This is a genomic window from Neisseriales bacterium (genome assembly GCA_016699915.1).
GTDB lineage: Bacteria > Pseudomonadota > Gammaproteobacteria > Burkholderiales > Q3-R57-64 > Q3-R57-64.
The window spans coordinates 725,747-741,118 of sequence record CP064990.1; the positions used below are offsets into that span (position 1 = coordinate 725,747).

13 protein-coding genes and 3 tRNA genes are annotated in these 15,372 nt (G+C 41.9%); 9 read left to right on the forward strand and 7 right to left on the reverse strand.

The features are described 5' to 3' along the window. Positions 1-54 precede the first annotated feature (54 nt). Entirely contained in the window at positions 55-1,650 is a 1,596-nt protein-coding gene (locus IPK86_03435; protein ID QQS16484.1) for an ABC transporter substrate-binding protein, read from the forward strand. Positions 1,651-1,694: 44 nt separating this feature from the next. Here the strand turns inward: IPK86_03435 and gltX are convergent, their stop codons facing one another. The 4 genes from gltX to IPK86_03455 form a co-directional block, all read right to left on the reverse strand. Beyond that, positions 1,695-3,092, reverse strand: coding sequence for a glutamate--tRNA ligase (gltX, locus tag IPK86_03440; GenBank protein QQS16485.1), 1,398 nt, complete (start codon positions 3,090-3,092; stop codon positions 1,695-1,697). Between the two features lie 333 nt (positions 3,093-3,425). Continuing rightward, positions 3,426-3,501: transfer RNA gene (locus IPK86_03445), tRNA-His, on the reverse strand. Between the two features lie 8 nt (positions 3,502-3,509). Then, positions 3,510-3,586 (reverse strand) — tRNA-Arg (locus IPK86_03450). Between the two features lie 29 nt (positions 3,587-3,615). Next, a tRNA-Pro gene (locus IPK86_03455) sits at positions 3,616-3,693 on the reverse strand. Between the two features lie 132 nt (positions 3,694-3,825). Between IPK86_03455 and folD the strand changes: the two genes are divergently transcribed. The 3 genes from folD to IPK86_03470 all read left to right on the forward strand — a co-directional run bounded on the left by folD (position 3,826) and on the right by IPK86_03470 (position 6,604). Beyond that, complete coding sequence (gene folD / locus IPK86_03460; GenBank protein QQS16486.1) at positions 3,826-4,701, forward strand: bifunctional methylenetetrahydrofolate dehydrogenase/methenyltetrahydrofolate cyclohydrolase FolD; 876 nt, start codon at positions 3,826-3,828, stop codon at positions 4,699-4,701. Positions 4,702-4,729: 28 nt separating this feature from the next. Further along, the gene (pncB, locus tag IPK86_03465; GenBank protein ID QQS16487.1) at positions 4,730-5,977 is read left to right on the forward strand and encodes a nicotinate phosphoribosyltransferase; all 1,248 of its coding nucleotides are present in this window, start codon (positions 4,730-4,732) and stop codon (positions 5,975-5,977) included. 81 nt (positions 5,978-6,058) lie between these two features. Continuing rightward, positions 6,059-6,604 carry a thermonuclease family protein gene (locus IPK86_03470; protein ID QQS16488.1) on the forward strand — a complete coding sequence of 182 codons (546 nt, stop codon included), beginning with the start codon at positions 6,059-6,061 and terminating at the stop codon, positions 6,602-6,604. An 80-nt stretch (positions 6,605-6,684) separates the two neighbouring features. On the opposite strand, the gene rpsI is transcribed toward IPK86_03470, so the two are convergent. From rpsI to IPK86_03485, 3 genes are all read right to left on the reverse strand, one after another. Further along, positions 6,685-7,077 carry a 30S ribosomal protein S9 gene (gene rpsI / locus IPK86_03475; protein ID QQS16489.1) on the reverse strand — a complete coding sequence of 131 codons (393 nt, stop codon included), beginning with the start codon at positions 7,075-7,077 and terminating at the stop codon, positions 6,685-6,687. A gap of 17 nt (positions 7,078-7,094) precedes the next feature. After that, positions 7,095-7,523 carry a 50S ribosomal protein L13 gene (rplM, locus tag IPK86_03480; GenBank protein ID QQS16490.1) on the reverse strand — a complete coding sequence of 143 codons (429 nt, stop codon included), beginning with the start codon at positions 7,521-7,523 and terminating at the stop codon, positions 7,095-7,097. An 89-nt stretch (positions 7,524-7,612) separates the two neighbouring features. Next, positions 7,613-9,826 carry a bifunctional (p)ppGpp synthetase/guanosine-3',5'-bis(diphosphate) 3'-pyrophosphohydrolase gene (locus tag IPK86_03485; protein ID QQS16491.1) on the reverse strand — a complete coding sequence of 738 codons (2,214 nt, stop codon included), beginning with the start codon at positions 9,824-9,826 and terminating at the stop codon, positions 7,613-7,615. A 162-nt stretch (positions 9,827-9,988) separates the two neighbouring features. Here IPK86_03485 and IPK86_03490 point away from each other — a divergent pair, with 162 nt between their 5' ends. From IPK86_03490 to tldD, 5 genes are all read left to right on the forward strand, one after another. After that, positions 9,989-10,897 (forward strand): ABC transporter ATP-binding protein, encoded by a 909-nt coding sequence (locus IPK86_03490; protein ID QQS16492.1) that lies wholly within the window; start codon positions 9,989-9,991, stop codon positions 10,895-10,897. Further along, positions 10,894-11,649 (forward strand): ABC transporter permease, encoded by a 756-nt coding sequence (locus IPK86_03495; GenBank protein QQS16493.1) that lies wholly within the window; start codon positions 10,894-10,896, stop codon positions 11,647-11,649. The genes IPK86_03490 and IPK86_03495 overlap by 4 nt, the downstream gene beginning before the upstream one ends. Before the next feature lie 68 nt (positions 11,650-11,717). Next, entirely contained in the window at positions 11,718-12,968 is a 1,251-nt protein-coding gene (gene murA / locus IPK86_03500) for a UDP-N-acetylglucosamine 1-carboxyvinyltransferase (GenBank protein ID QQS16494.1), read from the forward strand. A gap of 1 nt (position 12,969) precedes the next feature. Beyond that, positions 12,970-13,821, forward strand: coding sequence for a 4-hydroxybenzoate octaprenyltransferase (ubiA, locus tag IPK86_03505; GenBank protein ID QQS16495.1), 852 nt, complete (start codon positions 12,970-12,972; stop codon positions 13,819-13,821). A gap of 47 nt (positions 13,822-13,868) precedes the next feature. Beyond that, the gene (tldD, locus tag IPK86_03510) at positions 13,869-15,341 is read left to right on the forward strand and encodes a metalloprotease TldD (protein QQS16496.1); all 1,473 of its coding nucleotides are present in this window, start codon (positions 13,869-13,871) and stop codon (positions 15,339-15,341) included. Positions 15,342-15,372 lie beyond the last annotated feature (31 nt).

Here is a 15,372-nt window from a genome sequence, read left to right on the forward strand (position 1 = left end):
AAAACCTTCACAAGCAATAATACTTTCCAGTGCTGTTTACAAAAGAGCGTGAATATGGTCGCTGTTTGTCGATTTTTCTTGTTTTTATTACCCTTTTTGGCAACGATTGTGTACGCCAATAAAACGCTTATTTTTTGCTCAGAAGGCTCGCCAAGTGGATTTGATCCGGGTCAATATCATAGCAGTATTGATTATGACGCTTCAGCTGAAACACTCTTTAACCGTCTCATCCAATTCAAACGAGGCTCAACAATACTAAAACCTGCCTTAGCAACACATTGGACAGTCTCCCAAGATGGTTTAACCTATACCTTCCATTTAAGACGTGGTGTTCCATTCCATACCACGGATTACTTTAAACCCACAAGAGATTTTAATGCTGATGATGTGGTGTTTACCTTTGAAAGAATGAGGAATCCTAGACATGTCTTTCGATTGATGTATCCGACGGAGTTTCCCTTATTCAGTGATATAGGGCTTGATAAAAATATCATTGGCGTGTTTAAGGTAGATCCTCATACCGTTCGATTTGTATTGCGTAGGCCTGATGCTGTTTTTGTTCATAATTTGTCCTTATGTTTTGCCTCCATTCACTCCTTTGAATATGCTCAACAACTCTATAAAAAAAGACAAGCCTCCCAAATCAACTTAAAACCCATTGGCACTGGTCCTTTTATACTGAAAAGCTATAAAAGAAATCAACAGATTCGTTATGTCGCGAACAAAAGATATTGGGATAAAAGTCCTGATGGACAAGTCAAATTAGATGCTTTGATCTTTTCGATTACACCCGAAAGTAAGATTCGAGCACAGAAAATAAAAAGTGGGGAGTGTCATGTAACCGTTAACCCCAAACCGGAAGAACTGCTTACTTTAAAACAACATCCCGATATTAATCTGATGTCACAGACAGGTTTTAATATCAGTTACCTTGCTTACAACACACAAAAAAAACCCCTTAACCAACGTCTTGTTCGTCAAGCATTGGATATGGCGATTGACAAAGGCGCCATTTTAAAGGCAATTTATAAAGATCAGGCAATACAAATAGCCAACCCCATGCCACCTAAACAGTGGGGATATAACGCTATGGTTTCGAATACACCTTACAATCCTAGACTAGCCAAGCAACTACTTGATAAGGCTGGCTATTCACATGGCTTTAGTATTAAGCTTTTTGCGATGTCTACACAACGCCCTTATAACCCAAACGGCCGCTTAATGGCAGAGATGATTCAAGCTGATTGGCAAAAAATCGGCGTTAAAACTATTATTGCGACCCCTGAATGGGGACGGTATACCCAACTTGCCAAATCGGGTGAACATGATGCGATGCTGTACGGTTGGATGGGTAATGCGGATCCAGACACTTGGCTAGGTACTTTTTTAACCTGTTCAGCAGTCAAAGGAAGTAACTACACAAAGTGGTGTCATCAATCATTTGATACGCTCATCATCAAAGCAAAAACAACCCACAACTTGCCGGAGCGTATCAAGCTTTATCAAGCAGCACAACGTATCGTCCATGCGCAAGTACCCATGACACTTCTAGCAAGTACTATTGTGCATCAACCTGTCCGAAAAGAAGTAGTCAATTTTAAGATCGGATTATTTGGAACCAATGCGTTTTATGGCGTTGGGTTACAATAGCCAACACGCTACTTTACGCATGCTAAATCAATAAAACTACGTTACTAATCAGGCAAACAAAAAGGTTGTTGCATGCGCTCAATCGTCCTTTGCTGACCGATTAATGCTAATACCGAATCAATGGATGGCGTCTGACAGGTACCGCAAACCTGTAAACGTAGTGGCATACCTAGCTGCCCCATTTTAATACCCTCTTGCGCACAAAAATCCAATAACGCTTGATGTAGCGATTGCTGTGTCCAGTCTGCTAAATGCTCTAGTACTTTTGAAAAACGATCAAGCAACGACAAGGCTGCTGGCGTTAAATAGGTTGCTATCTCCTGTCGGGTCGGCATAGCACGCTGATAAAAATAGCAGCAATGATTAACCAAAGCGTTAATAGTTTGTACACGAGGCTTAAGCAGTGCTATCACCGCCTTAAGATCAGGCGACTTAGCTGGTAAAGTCTTCTGCCAACGAGACAACACATAGTTCTCAAGAACCGCATCATTTGCCACTTTAATATGCTGTGCATTAAGCCATAACAGTTTGTCGTGATCAAAACGAGAGGGTGCAGACTGCACATGAGTCAAGTCAAACCATTGGCAAAATTGCTTCATCGTAAAAAATTCATCGTCACCATGACTCCAACCCAAACGTGCCAAATAATTTAATAATGCTTCTGGTAAAAAACCTTGAGTATCGTAATCAAGAATATTCACCGAATCTCTGCGTTTAGACATTTTTTGGCCAAATACGTTAAATATCATGGGCAAATGGGCATAAAATGGTTGCGATGCATTAAGTGCTTTGAGAATATTGATTTGGCGTGGTGTATTATTAACATGATCATCGCCACGAATCACATGGCTAATACCCATATCCCAATCATCCACCACCACGCAAAAGTTATAGGTAGGCATGCCATCAGGACGCGCAAGGATCAGGTCATCCAATTCACTGTTTTGAATTTCAATACGCCCTTTAATAAAATCCTGCCAAACAACTGAACCAATTTTAGGGTTTTTAAAACGCACCACTGGTTGTATTTGTGGGTTAACTTTAACCAACTTGCCTGGTTCTGGGCGACAATGCCCATCATAACAAGGTTTTTGCCCCCTTATTTCTTGCTCAGTACGTATAGCCTCTAAACGCACTTTGTCGCAATAACAATAGTAAGCATGGCCTGAATGAAGTAACGCTTTTAGAACTTCTTGATAGCGATTAAGGTGCTGGCTTTGATAAAATGGTCCTTCGTCATAATCTAATCCAAGATATGCTAATCCATGAAGAATTGCCTGAACAGAAGCTTCTGTGGAGCGCACCTGGTCAGTGTCTTCAACGCGCAAAATAAACTGACCGCCATGATGGCGTGCAAATGCCCAAGAAAATAGCGCAGTTCGTACCGAACCAATATGCAAAAAACCAGTTGGGCTAGGCGCAAAACGCGTACGAACTATCATACTATCTCTTTTTCAAAATAAGAATTGTAACCCAGTTAACGTAGCAAAACATGAAACAAATACTTCTGCTATAGAGCAATAGATTTGGTAATTTCAGTTCCGTCTAGCGCGCCAAAGCCTGACAAAACAACAGCAACTTGGCGCTGGTGACTCATCTTAAAATATGCCCATTGAACGTGAGAACTCACTAGGCTTCATATAGGGCACTATGACATGCTCTTTACCAAACCAAAATAGAGGGTACACACAACACAAGGTGATACAATGTTACTTCTTACAATCTATTGCGTTTAGTTAAATCTATCAAGATGAATACAACACAACTGAAGAAAATGGGGTGGAAGACGGGGCTCGAACCCGCGACAACAGGAATCACAATCCTGGACTCTACCAACTGAGCTACTTCCACCACTAAACTGGCGCGCCCGACAGGAATCGAACCTGTGACACCCGGCTTAGAAGGCCGGTACTCTATCCAGCTGAGCTACGGGCGCCAATCTACTAGGATAGTACTGATAAAAATTGGTCGGGATGGTGGGATTTGAACTCACGACCCTCTGCTCCCAAAGCAGATGCGCTAACCAGGCTGCGCTACATCCCGCTTGTCTAGAATCTTGAAACTATAGGGATTAATATCAAAAGTGTCAAGCGTAACCATGAGCCGGAAGCTTTTTGATAAGGAACATAAATAGTATGCGAAGTCAAGCAGCATGAAATATGGTAAAAAAACATAATGACTGCTCAAATATTAGATGGTAAATCGGTTGCTAAAATATGTAGTAACCGTACGAAAATAGTGGTCGACACGCTTCGCTCAAAAGGGTTTCGTGCGCCAAAATTAGCCGTCATATTAGTTGGTCATGATCCAGCTAGCAGCCTATATGTACGCAATAAGCGCATTGCCTGTGAAGCAGTTGGGATTACTTCCGTTATCCACCAATTACCTTACGATACGGATCAGCGCCTGCTCACGCAACATATCCATCAATTAAATAATGAAGAGGATGTAGATGGCATCTTGATTCAATTGCCTTTACCGCCACATATCTTGACTCAAGCTATCATTGAAGAAATCGCTTTCCAGAAAGATGTTGATGGATTACATCCTTACAATATGGGACGATTTGACGCTGGTTTACCTTTACTTCGTCCCTGTACACCACAAGGCATCGTGTACATGATGAACCATTACGGTTTATTGATCAAAGGCAAAAAATCTGTAGTGGTCGGTCGATCGCGTATCGTCGGTCGCCCAATGGCGCTTGAATTACTCGCTTGCCAATCGACTGTCGTTATCTGTCATAGCCATACTCAGCATTTACCGGAAGAAATTGCCGATGCTGACCTTGTTGTAGCTTGCTTAGGAAAACCACGCTACATTTCAGGAGAATGGATTAAGAAAGGCGCAATTGTCATTGATGTTGGTATCCATCGTTTACCCGATCACACGATTTGTGGTGATGTAGATTGGTCAACCGCAAAGCAACGCGCATCATGGATTACACCAGTCCCTGGTGGTGTTGGTCCGATGACTATTGCAATGCTGCTTGTTAATACCGTTATGGCCATGCAAAAACGACTACATATTACCGAGCCACCTACCTTGTAATCATCTTTACTAAGATATGAGATCCATCATGAATGCAACCCATCCCGCTCCTATTATTGAGTCCTTATTAGATACCGACTTATATAAATTCACCATGCTGCAAGTTATCTTGCACCAATTTCCTCAAGCACACGGCGAATATGCGTTTCAATGTCGCAATGCGCCACTTTACCCATTATCTGAACTTTATGATGCTTTAGATGCACAGTTGGATGCATTGTGCCAATTACGGTTTAACCAAGAAGAACTCAATTTCTTGCGTACGTTACGCTTCATTAAACCCGATTTTGTCGATTACTTAGAGCTTTTCCATCTACAGCGTCGATTTGTACAGCTAACAATCGAACCACCATACAATTTAGTCATCCGTATTAAAGGTCCGCTGGTACAGTCCATGTTTTTTGAAATTTTTATTCTCTCTATAGTCAACGAATTATATTACCAGCGCTTTGATGATTCATCCGTGCGACAAGAAGGTCAAAAACGGCTGGAGAAAAAAATTAATAAGATGCGCCAAATTGCTCCGCTATCCAGACAAAATAAGTTCAATCCTTTTTTGGTTTTTGATTTTGGGACACGTCGTCGATTTAGCCGTACTTGGCATCGACATGTTGTTACAACACTTCACCAAGCTCTACCAGAAATATTCCGAGGCACAAGCGATGTATATTTAGCATGGAAGCTAGGCATTACGCCAATTGGCACGATGGCACATGAATTCATGCAAGCCTTCCAAGCATTGGATGACGTGCGTCTGCGCAACTTTCAAAAAGCCGCTCTGGAAACTTGGGTTCAAGAATACCGAGGCGACTTGGGTATTGCCTTGAGTGACGTAGTAGGGGTCGATGCTTTTTTACGCGATTTTGATCTTTACTTTGCAAAACTATTTGATGGATTACGTCATGACAGCGGGGATCCCATAAAGTGGGGAGAAAAAATCGTCCAGCACTATCAATCGCTTCGTATTGATCCGACAACGAAAATGCTCACCTTTAGCGATGGATTAGACATTGATAAAGCCATTATGCTTTACCAGCATTTTGGCAAAAAAATCCGTACGAGCTTTGGTATTGGTACCAACCTGACCAATGATATGGGCATTGAGCCACTACAGATCGTGTTAAAATTAGTGCGCTGTAATGGTCAGTCTGTAGCAAAATTGACCGACAGTCCAGGCAAAACAATGTGCGATGATGATACGTTTGTCGCCTATTTAAGACAAACTTTTGACATTCCAACACCCATTTTTGATAGCAAGAAAAAGCAATGTTGTTGATTAAGGTTATGTTTGTAGTCATCATGTAGCATGGTTGGTATTTTGTGCTGCAGCTAATGAATAAAATGATATGGTAGAAAGATGATGATAAAATCTAAAACGATCACCTTATTACTTGCATGGCTATTATTGGCTAATCCCGTATTAGCCGATGTCTGCCAATCTGTGGCTGTTGCTATTACCGACGGCGACACTATCAAGGCATATTGCCAAGGCAAAAAAGTCTCTATTCGGCTTGCAGCGATTGATGCCCCGGAAAAGAAACAAGCGTATGGTAAAGCAGCTAAAGATTATTTAGCTGCTTTAGTGCAAGATAAACCATTGACAATTGATATTGTTGACGAAGATCATTACGGTCGTCTAGTTGGTAATATCTTCATTGATAAAGTCTATATCAATCTACAAATGGTGCAATCGGGTTATGCTTGGGTATACACCGATTACCAAGATGCCGTTGCTAAAGGATGGCTCGAAAACCTATTATCAGCGCAAATCGACGCTAAAAAGCATAAAAGAAGGCTTTGGCAAGATGAAAAACCAAAAGCGCCTTGGCATTATAGGAAGCATGCTAAAAAACCGGGGCGTCTTGGTACGCTATGGAATAAATTGATGAAGCTATTCAATTAAGACAAATAGATCCTACCATGTCTTACAAAACATCAAAGCAATGGGTAGTTCTAAGTATAGGCTTTGCCTAAATTATGCTATTAGCGTTTAGAGAACTGTTTAGCGCGGCGTGCTTTGTGTAGTCCCACTTTTTTACGTTCGACTTCTCGACCGTCACGTGTGACAAAACCCGCTTTGGAAAGCACGGGTTTAAGTTCTGGAGCGCAATCAATCAATGCACGGGTAACACCATGCCGTATAGCACCAGCCTGCCCCATTTCACCGCTACCTTGTACAGATACTTTAATGTCAAAAGTATGTAGTTGATCTGTTAGTACGAGCGGTTGGTGAATAATCATCCGCCCCGTCTCTCTTGAGAAATAAGCCTCAATCGGCTGCCCATTCACGACAATGTTTCCTGTACCTTTTTGCAGAAAAACTCTTGCCACCGCACTTTTACGACGACCTGTACCGTAATAATACTTACCATTCATATTCAAGTACCCTGTTTTCAAATATCTAACACACGAGGCTCTTGCGCACAATGCGGGTGCTCACTCCCTGCATAAACTTTGAGTTTTTTTAGCATTGCATAGCCCAAAGGACCCTTGGGTAACATGCCTTTGACTGCTTTCACTAGCACTCTTTCTGGAAACTTTTCTTGCATTTGCAAAAAGGTACTCTCATGAATCCCGCCTGGATAACCTGAGTGGCTGTAATATTTCTTATCTGATACCTTGTTACCCGTGACCTGAAGTTTACTGGCATTAATAACCACAATAAAATCACCCATATCAACATGGGGAGTATATTCTGGCTTATGCTTGCCACGTAAGCGTAGCGCAATAGCTGACGCAACTCGACCCAATATGCGATTTTCTGCGTTGACAAGTAGCCACTCGCGTTTAACGTCTTGCGGTTTTGCTGAAAAAGTCTTCATCAATCACTGTAACCTACTTAATAGACCCGAGGTGTGGAGTGTATTGCAACAACCCTTGCTTTGTCAAATAGTGCCGTGCTTTAATAGCCCTAAACTCTTCTTACTGTGGCAATATCTGGAATCTGCAACAATAGATTGATTGTATGCGGCAGATCCTGTACATGATGTACTTCCACCGTAAAAATAAATTTTTTACGAGCATTTTTGGCCACCGTGTTCAAAGCAACCACATTAAGTTTAGCGAGCGCGAAGGCATGGGAAATATCCTGTAGCAATCCTGTTCGATCTATAGCTACAATTTCAATATTGATCAAAAACATACTATGTGCTGAACGATCTGACCACGTTGCTTTCAGTAGGCGGTCTTTATTTTGTAAGGCAAGTCGCCCACCCAGCACACAGTCTTGCCGATGTATCGAAATACCTCGTTGCTTGGTAACCCATCCTACAATGGTATCAGGTGGCGCAGGTCGACAACACTTAGCTAATACAGTACTTAAATTCTCAACACCTTCTATCAAAATACCATGCCCTTTTGAATGTTGCTGACTAATTTTGGCTGGGACAAGCTGCGTTTTTGTATCAGCTACCGTGGGTAGCTGATCTGATAGGTGCTGCACAATAGTTTGTATTGAAAAATTATCTTGTCCTAATGCAAGATGAAGGTTGTCAAGTTTGGCAAAACCTAATTTTTCAGCAAGTAATTGCTGATTAATCGTAGCGCTACCCTGTCTTGACAGACATTTATCTAACAGTTGCTTCCCACGTAAACGTTCATTTTCCATATTTTGTTCGCGAATATATTGACGGATCTTAGCAATTGCCTTGTTGCTTTTCACCCATCCTGCATGCAACCAATTAACCGATGGTTTGCCCGTTTTTTTGGTTAAGATTTCAACACACTGTCCATTTTTTAGTGCTGTAGAAAGCGGGGCGATATGCCCATCAATTTTTGCACCTCGGCAACAATGACCAACATCCGTATGGAGAGCATAGGCAAAATCAATAGGTGTTGAGCCATTTGGTAACGCAATCACATGGCCAGCTGGAGTCATCACATAAACTACATCATGAAATAGCTTTGTTTGAAAATCTGAAGTCGTATGACTGGCTGCTTGACCAAATAATTCCTCCTGCCAGCCTAATAATTGGCGCAACCAAGCAATCTTTTTGTCATAAGCAATTTCTCTTGTGCCGCCTTCCTTATACCGCCAATGCGACGCCACACCTAACTCAGCATAAGTATGCATGGCAAAAGTGCGGATTTGCACTTCAACAGATTTATTATCCGGACCTATCACTGCTGTGTGTAAACTCTGGTAACCATTCGGCTTAGGATGCGTAATGTAGTCATTAAATTCACTAGCAATAGGCTGCCATAGATCCTGCACAAGACCAAGCGCCGTATAACAATCTTCGATCGTATGAACAAGCAAGCGCACAGCAAATAGATCATATAAATTGGCAAAATCCAGTTGTTTTTGGTGCATTTTCCGCCAAATTGAAAAAACATGTTTTGGTCGCCCTGTGATATCCGAAGCTATACCAGCTGAAGCGAGATGCTGAGTTAGCTGTTGCGCTATTTTGTTGATATACTGCTGCCTCTCTTTCAGATGGGCGTGAAGCAAATCAACAATATCCTGATACGCCTCGGGTTCCAGATAGCGAAAACTATAGTCCTCCAAAAACCATTTGACCTGCCAAATACCAAGTCGATTGGCTAGTGGCGAAAAAATCCATTGCGTCTCTTGTGCAATACGATATTGCAGTACTGGCGACTGACAATACTGTAAAGCGTACATCGTTTGTGTACGCCAAGCCAATTTAATCAATACCACACGGATATCATTCGCCATCGCCAACAGCATTTTGCGAAATACTTCGGCTTGATTGGTTGCCAAACGCCTTGTTTTAGGTAAGTCATTAGGCATAAAAGTCATCAATTTTTGTAATTGATGAACATCATTGACTAAAATAGCGCAAGCCTCACCAAAATGCGTAGTAATCCATGGCCGCCAATCGGCTTTGAACAAGGGCATTTTAAAGAGTAAAGCTGCAATAATGGCCTCATTGAATAAATGCAATTCAGCTACTAAAGCAGCTGTGGCAACTGCATGCTGAAAAATGGGTAAACCCATATCAGGTAAAACCGCATCGCCATAACAAGTTTGCGCCACTTGAAAAGCATGCGTTAATCGACATTTTTCTTCAGCGTTTTGCTGTGCACATAAAGAACGTAACCATGCCAACGGATCGCGGGCTTGATCGAGAATCTCAGTCACATTGTAAGTAGGATGAATCATGGCATATCCGTTACCGTTGGATGACACACTTCCACCATCACATCTATTTTTTTAACTAACCATTAAGCCTTTTATAGGCGAATATGAAGATTGTTTTAGCTTGGCGGCATGGGATATAATAAACTGGTTTACGGTATGGATAATTAATTCTGCGCACAATCTATGCAGCCCGCTATTTCGTTTTGCCATGTTCATAAATCTTTTGGTGCACTCAAGGCAGTTGATGATATTCACTTTGACATCATGCCTGGGGAATTTTTTGCGCTACTTGGGCCTAATGGCGCCGGTAAAACAACGCTCATCTCAATTTTAGCAGGACTTGTTCGCCAAGACATAGGGCAAACATCGATTTTGGGCTATGACACGCTTTTACAATCAACTCAAGCCAAGCGACATATTGGGGTTGTACCACAAGAATTAACTTTTGATCCATTTTTTACGATTAAAGAAGCGCTTTATTTTCAGTCAGGTTACTTTGGGTTGAACCATAATCAGTCTTGGATTGATGAAGTCATCACAAGGCTTGCACTGACCGACAAAGTAGATGTACGTATCCGTAAGTTATCGGGCGGATTCAAAAAGCGATTGATGATTGCGCAGGCATTGGTACACCGCCCAAACGTCATTGTGCTTGATGAACCAACAGCAGGTGTTGATATTGAGCTACGGCAAAGTTTATGGGTATTTATTCGAGAACTCAATCAAATGGGGCACACCATTTTATTAACAACACACTACTTGGAAGAAGCAGAAGCATTGTGTAATCGTGTAGCTATATTGAAGCAAGGTAAATTGATCCTACTAGAAAACAAAGAAAAGCTTCTTCAACGCACCAAAGAACGCATTGTAACGATGCGCTTATCTCGTGCTTTGCCTACAACATTTCCAGCAAAATGGATTTATGAAGAACAAACTGACAATTATGTATTCCATTTAGATACACTCAATACACTAGCGGATATTATGGTTGCTATTCGGCAATCTGATATCGCTATCAGAGAAATTCATATTGCTGACATGAAACTAGAAGACGCATTCGTTACCATCATGCATCAGGATGATAAAAAGTGATTGGTTTTATTACCTTATTACACAAAGAGATCCTCCGGTTTTGGAAAGTCATGTTCCAAACCTTGTTTGCGCCGATTTTAAGTGCGCTCCTATTTCAACTCGTGTTTTTTCACACATTATCTGATCGCGTCGTATCAGGATTTAATATTCCCTATGGCACTTTTTTAATACCCGGCCTTGCAATGATGTCGGCTATACAAAACGCTTATGCTAATTCTGCCTCGAGCCTCATTCAGGCTAGACTAAACGGCAGTATTGTATTCATACTACTTGCTCCTTTTTCAGCGTTGGAATTCTTTCTAGCTTACTTATTGTCATCAGCTATACGAGGTATTTTAGTCGGGTTAGGCGTCATTGCAGCCATCTCTTGGTTTGGTCTTTCTTGGCCATCCCATCCAATATTCGCACTATCCTTTTGTTTGTTAGGCTGTATTTTGCTCGGCGCACTGGGTATTTTGACGGGTATTCTTTCTAAGTCTTTTGACCAGTTATCAGCCTTTCAAAATTTTTTCATCATGCCACTTACCTTTTTATCAGGTACATTTTACTCCCTACAGAGCTTGCCAACTTTTTGGCAGATGATTACCTACGCTAATCCGCTTTTTTATACGATTGATGGATTTCGTTATGGTTTTTTCGGATATGCTGATGTATCTCCTTGGATATCTCTTGGCGTTGTATCACTTAGTACAATTTTATCTTGTTTCATTTGTCTTTACGTTATTCACAAAGGTTACCGTTTGAAATCCTAAATCACACCCTGTGGTTATCACATTTTTAAAATAAACTGCTTGGTTTTCTTGGTCTAAAGTATATCGATATGGAAAAACTGCACATACAAGCCAATGGCCCTTTACGGGGCGAAATCAAAGTATCAGGCGCTAAAAATGCCGCTTTACCTATTTTTTGTGCAAGTTTGCTAACCAAGGAACCAGTGCAATTAGCCAACATGCCACACCTTAAGGACATTATCACCTTGCGGCATTTATTAGAAAATATGGGCGCTCAAGTTGATGTATCACAAGACACGATATCAGTTGCCAACCATGCTATCCATCTCTATGTAGCACCCTATGAACTCGTAAAAACTATGCGTGCGGCTATTTTAGTACTCGGCCCTTTATTAGCCCGTTTTGGCGAAGCATCTATCAGCCTACCTGGTGGATGCGCAATCGGCAGTCGACCTGTTGATCAGCATATCAAGGGTTTAACTGCTATGGGAGCCAATATTACCGTTGAACATGGTTACATTCGTGCTACCACATCAGGATTAAAAGGTACACGCATTTTGATGGATATGGTCACTGTCACTGGCACAGAAAACCTCTTGATGGCCGCTACCCTCGCAGAGGGAGAAACCATTTTAGAAAATGCTGCCCTAGAACCAGAAATAACAGATTTAGCGCTCTTTCTAAATAGTATGGGTGCCTGTATCTCAGGTATTGGCACTCCTACCTTGGTTATTCAGGGTGTCAAAAAACTACATGGTACAAGTTATCGCATCATGCCTGACCGTATTGAAGCAGGAACTTTCCTCGTTGCAGCAGCTATCACTCAAGGTAATATCACGTTAAAAAATATCAATCCACTTCACCTAGAGTCTGTGCTAGCAAGCTTGCGCCAAGCAGGTTCCCATATCACCATTCAAGACGATACGATTCAACTTGTGATGAGAGATCGACCAAAACCTGTCAATATCTGCACAGCGCCCTATCCTGCTTTTCCAACCGATATGCAGGCGCAATTTATGGCATTAAATACTATTTCTGCAGGTGAGGCAGTAGTCACTGAAACAATTTTTGAAAACCGTTTCATGCATGTTTCCGAGCTAAATCGAATGGGTGCCGAAATCACCATCGCTGGGAATCATGCAAAAATAAAGGGTGTTGATACCTTGTCCGGAGCACATGTGATGGCAACCGATCTGCGTGCATCCGCTAGCCTTGTTATCGCTGGACTGGTTGCATCAGGCGAAACGATCATAGATCGTATCTATCATCTAGACCGTGGCTATGACAATATAGAACGAAAACTCAATCAAGTTGGCGCTCATATCGTTCGCATACACTGATATGAAATCCACGACATGCTGGATGTCTTATATTCAACTGATGCGGTTGAATAAGCCAGTTGGTATTTTTTTGTTGCTGTGGCCAACCTACTGGGCGTTGTGGCTTGGTGGCAATGGACGTCCAGCTTGGCTTCAAATCATCATTTTTACATTAGGTGTCATCCTGATGCGCTCAGTTGGCTGTGTCTTAAACGATATCGCTGACCGCAACTTTGACAGCAGGATTCAGCGCACAAAGATGCGCCCTTTGGCAACAGGTCAAATACCACTCAAAGCCGCTTGGGTAGTTGCTATCATTTTGTTATTTGGCGCTGCTAATTTACTCTGGTTTCTCAATAAGTTGACACAACAATTAGCTTTGCTAGCCGTGCTATTAGCAGCGACTTATCCTTATACCAAATGTTTTTTAAGATGGCCACAAATCTATTTAGGCATGACTTTTTCAGTCAATATTCTCATGGCCTTTTGTGCAATATGCGATGCTATTCCTGCGACTGGTTGGATTTTATTTATTGCCAACTTTTGCTGGATCGTCGCTTATGATACACAATATGCCATGATGGATTATCAAGATGATCTCAAAGTTTTTCTTCACAGCACCGCTATTGCTTGGAAAAGCTTTAGCTTACCTGCCATTTGTGCCTTACAAGGGATATTTATCTTATTAATGAGTATATTAGGTTATCAATATCGCTTGAGCTTACCCTATTGGAGCGCTTTATTAGGCGCTTCGTTGTTATTCGGTTATCAATATTATTTGATCCAGTACCGTCAAGCACCATTTCTTGCGTTTTTAAATAACCAATCAATCGGTCTATGTATCTTCGCTGGCATATGGTTACATTTCTTTTGAGTGTCATGATAATTGTCTCAAACCGCTCAAATTAGCTAAGGGCTTTAATGACTAAATTGCTTAATACTCTCACTAATAGCGCAGCAATACACGCTTATGCTAAGCAACGCTTGTTGGAGGTTAACCAGCTTTCACCAAACGCACTTGATAAAACCCTTCAACAGATTACCAAGCGCGGTATTGATTTTGCAGACTTATATTTTCAGTACACACATTTTGAAAGCTGGGTATTGGAAGATGGAGCAGTCAAGCAAGGCAGCTTCCACATTGATCAAGGTGTAGGAGTACGAGCCGTATCGGAAGATAAATCGGCACTAGCTTACTCAAGTCAAATCACCCAAAATGCATTGGCGATGGCATCCCAATCGGTTCAAGCCATTCGTACGCAAACCACAACAGCATCGTATCCTATCACCCAAACGCCATGCCTCACGCCCTGTTATGATCAGCTTGATCCGATTGCCAGTTTAGATGCTGCATCAAAAATAGCGATCTTGGAAGAAGTCAACCGGGTTGCGCGCCAACAAGACAAGCGTATCACGCAGGTTATAGCACAATTAGCAGCAAAATATGAAATCATTTATCTTGCTCGGCATGATGGCTGCCATGTCGCAGATATTCGACCACTTGTACGCTTATCCGTTCATGTCATTGCTGAACAGCACCAACGCCGGGAAGAAGGCACTTCGGGTGGAGGCGGCAGAACTACTTTAGCCTATTTTGACCAAGCAACTATCAGTCGTTATAGCAAACTTGCCGTCGAACGAGCCTTACTAAATCTTGAAGCACGTTCTGCCCCAGCAGGTCAAATGACAGTTGTCCTCGGATCAGGTTGGCCGGGTATTTTGTTGCATGAAGCTATCGGTCATGGTCTAGAGGGCGATTTTCACCGCAAGAGAACTTCTGCTTTTACAAATCGTATGATGCAAAAAGTCGCTTCAAATACAATCAGTGTTGTCGATAATGGCACACTACCAAATCAACGTGGTTCATTAACCATAGACGACGAAGGATGCGCTGCACAGCATACAATACTCATTGAAAACGGCATACTCAAAGGAATAATGCAGGATATGACCAACGCTAAACTCATGAAACAAGCCCCAACCGGTAATGGTCGACGTGAATCTTATGCCGCTTTACCGATGCCGAGAATGACTAATACCTATATGCTTAACGGAAAATATCCTCCAGAAGAAATTATCAAATCGGTCCATGAAGGACTCTATGCTGCTAATTTCGGTGGTGGACAAGTTGATATTACCAGTGGACGTTTTGTGTTTTCAGCGTCTGAAGCTTGGCGTATTGAAAATGGGCGTCTCAGTTACCCTGTAAAAGGAGCTACTTTAATTGGTAATGGTCCTGAGATACTGCAGCATGTTTCCATGGTCGGGAATGATTTAGCTTTAGATGACGGTATGGGAACTTGTGGAAAAAATGGACAAAATGTACCCGTTGGTGTTGGGCAACCCACCTTGCGTATTGATCAAGGATTAACTGTAGGTGGGATAGCAGTATAAATCGACTTCTTAGACCAAGACGAGCTAAAAA

Coding starts and splice junctions, on each gene's coding strand:
- murA (QQS16494.1), top strand. CDS start 11,718: ATGGAAAAACTGCACATACAAGCCAATGGCCCTTTACGGGGCGAAATC.
- folD (QQS16486.1), top strand. CDS start 3,826: ATGACTGCTCAAATATTAGATGGTAAATCGGTTGCTAAAATATGTAGT.
- IPK86_03490 (QQS16492.1), top strand. CDS start 9,989: ATGCAGCCCGCTATTTCGTTTTGCCATGTTCATAAATCTTTTGGTGCA.
- ubiA (QQS16495.1), top strand. CDS start 12,970: ATGAAATCCACGACATGCTGGATGTCTTATATTCAACTGATGCGGTTG.
- tldD (QQS16496.1), top strand. CDS start 13,869: ATGACTAAATTGCTTAATACTCTCACTAATAGCGCAGCAATACACGCT.
- rpsI (QQS16489.1), bottom strand. CDS start 7,077: ATGAATGGTAAGTATTATTACGGTACAGGTCGTCGTAAAAGTGCGGTG.
- IPK86_03435 (QQS16484.1), top strand. CDS start 55: ATGGTCGCTGTTTGTCGATTTTTCTTGTTTTTATTACCCTTTTTGGCA.
- rplM (QQS16490.1), bottom strand. CDS start 7,523: ATGAAGACTTTTTCAGCAAAACCGCAAGACGTTAAACGCGAGTGGCTA.
- gltX (QQS16485.1), bottom strand. CDS start 3,092: ATGATAGTTCGTACGCGTTTTGCGCCTAGCCCAACTGGTTTTTTGCAT.
- IPK86_03485 (QQS16491.1), bottom strand. CDS start 9,826: ATGATTCATCCTACTTACAATGTGACTGAGATTCTCGATCAAGCCCGC.
- IPK86_03470 (QQS16488.1), top strand. CDS start 6,059: ATGATGATAAAATCTAAAACGATCACCTTATTACTTGCATGGCTATTA.
- pncB (QQS16487.1), top strand. CDS start 4,730: ATGAATGCAACCCATCCCGCTCCTATTATTGAGTCCTTATTAGATACC.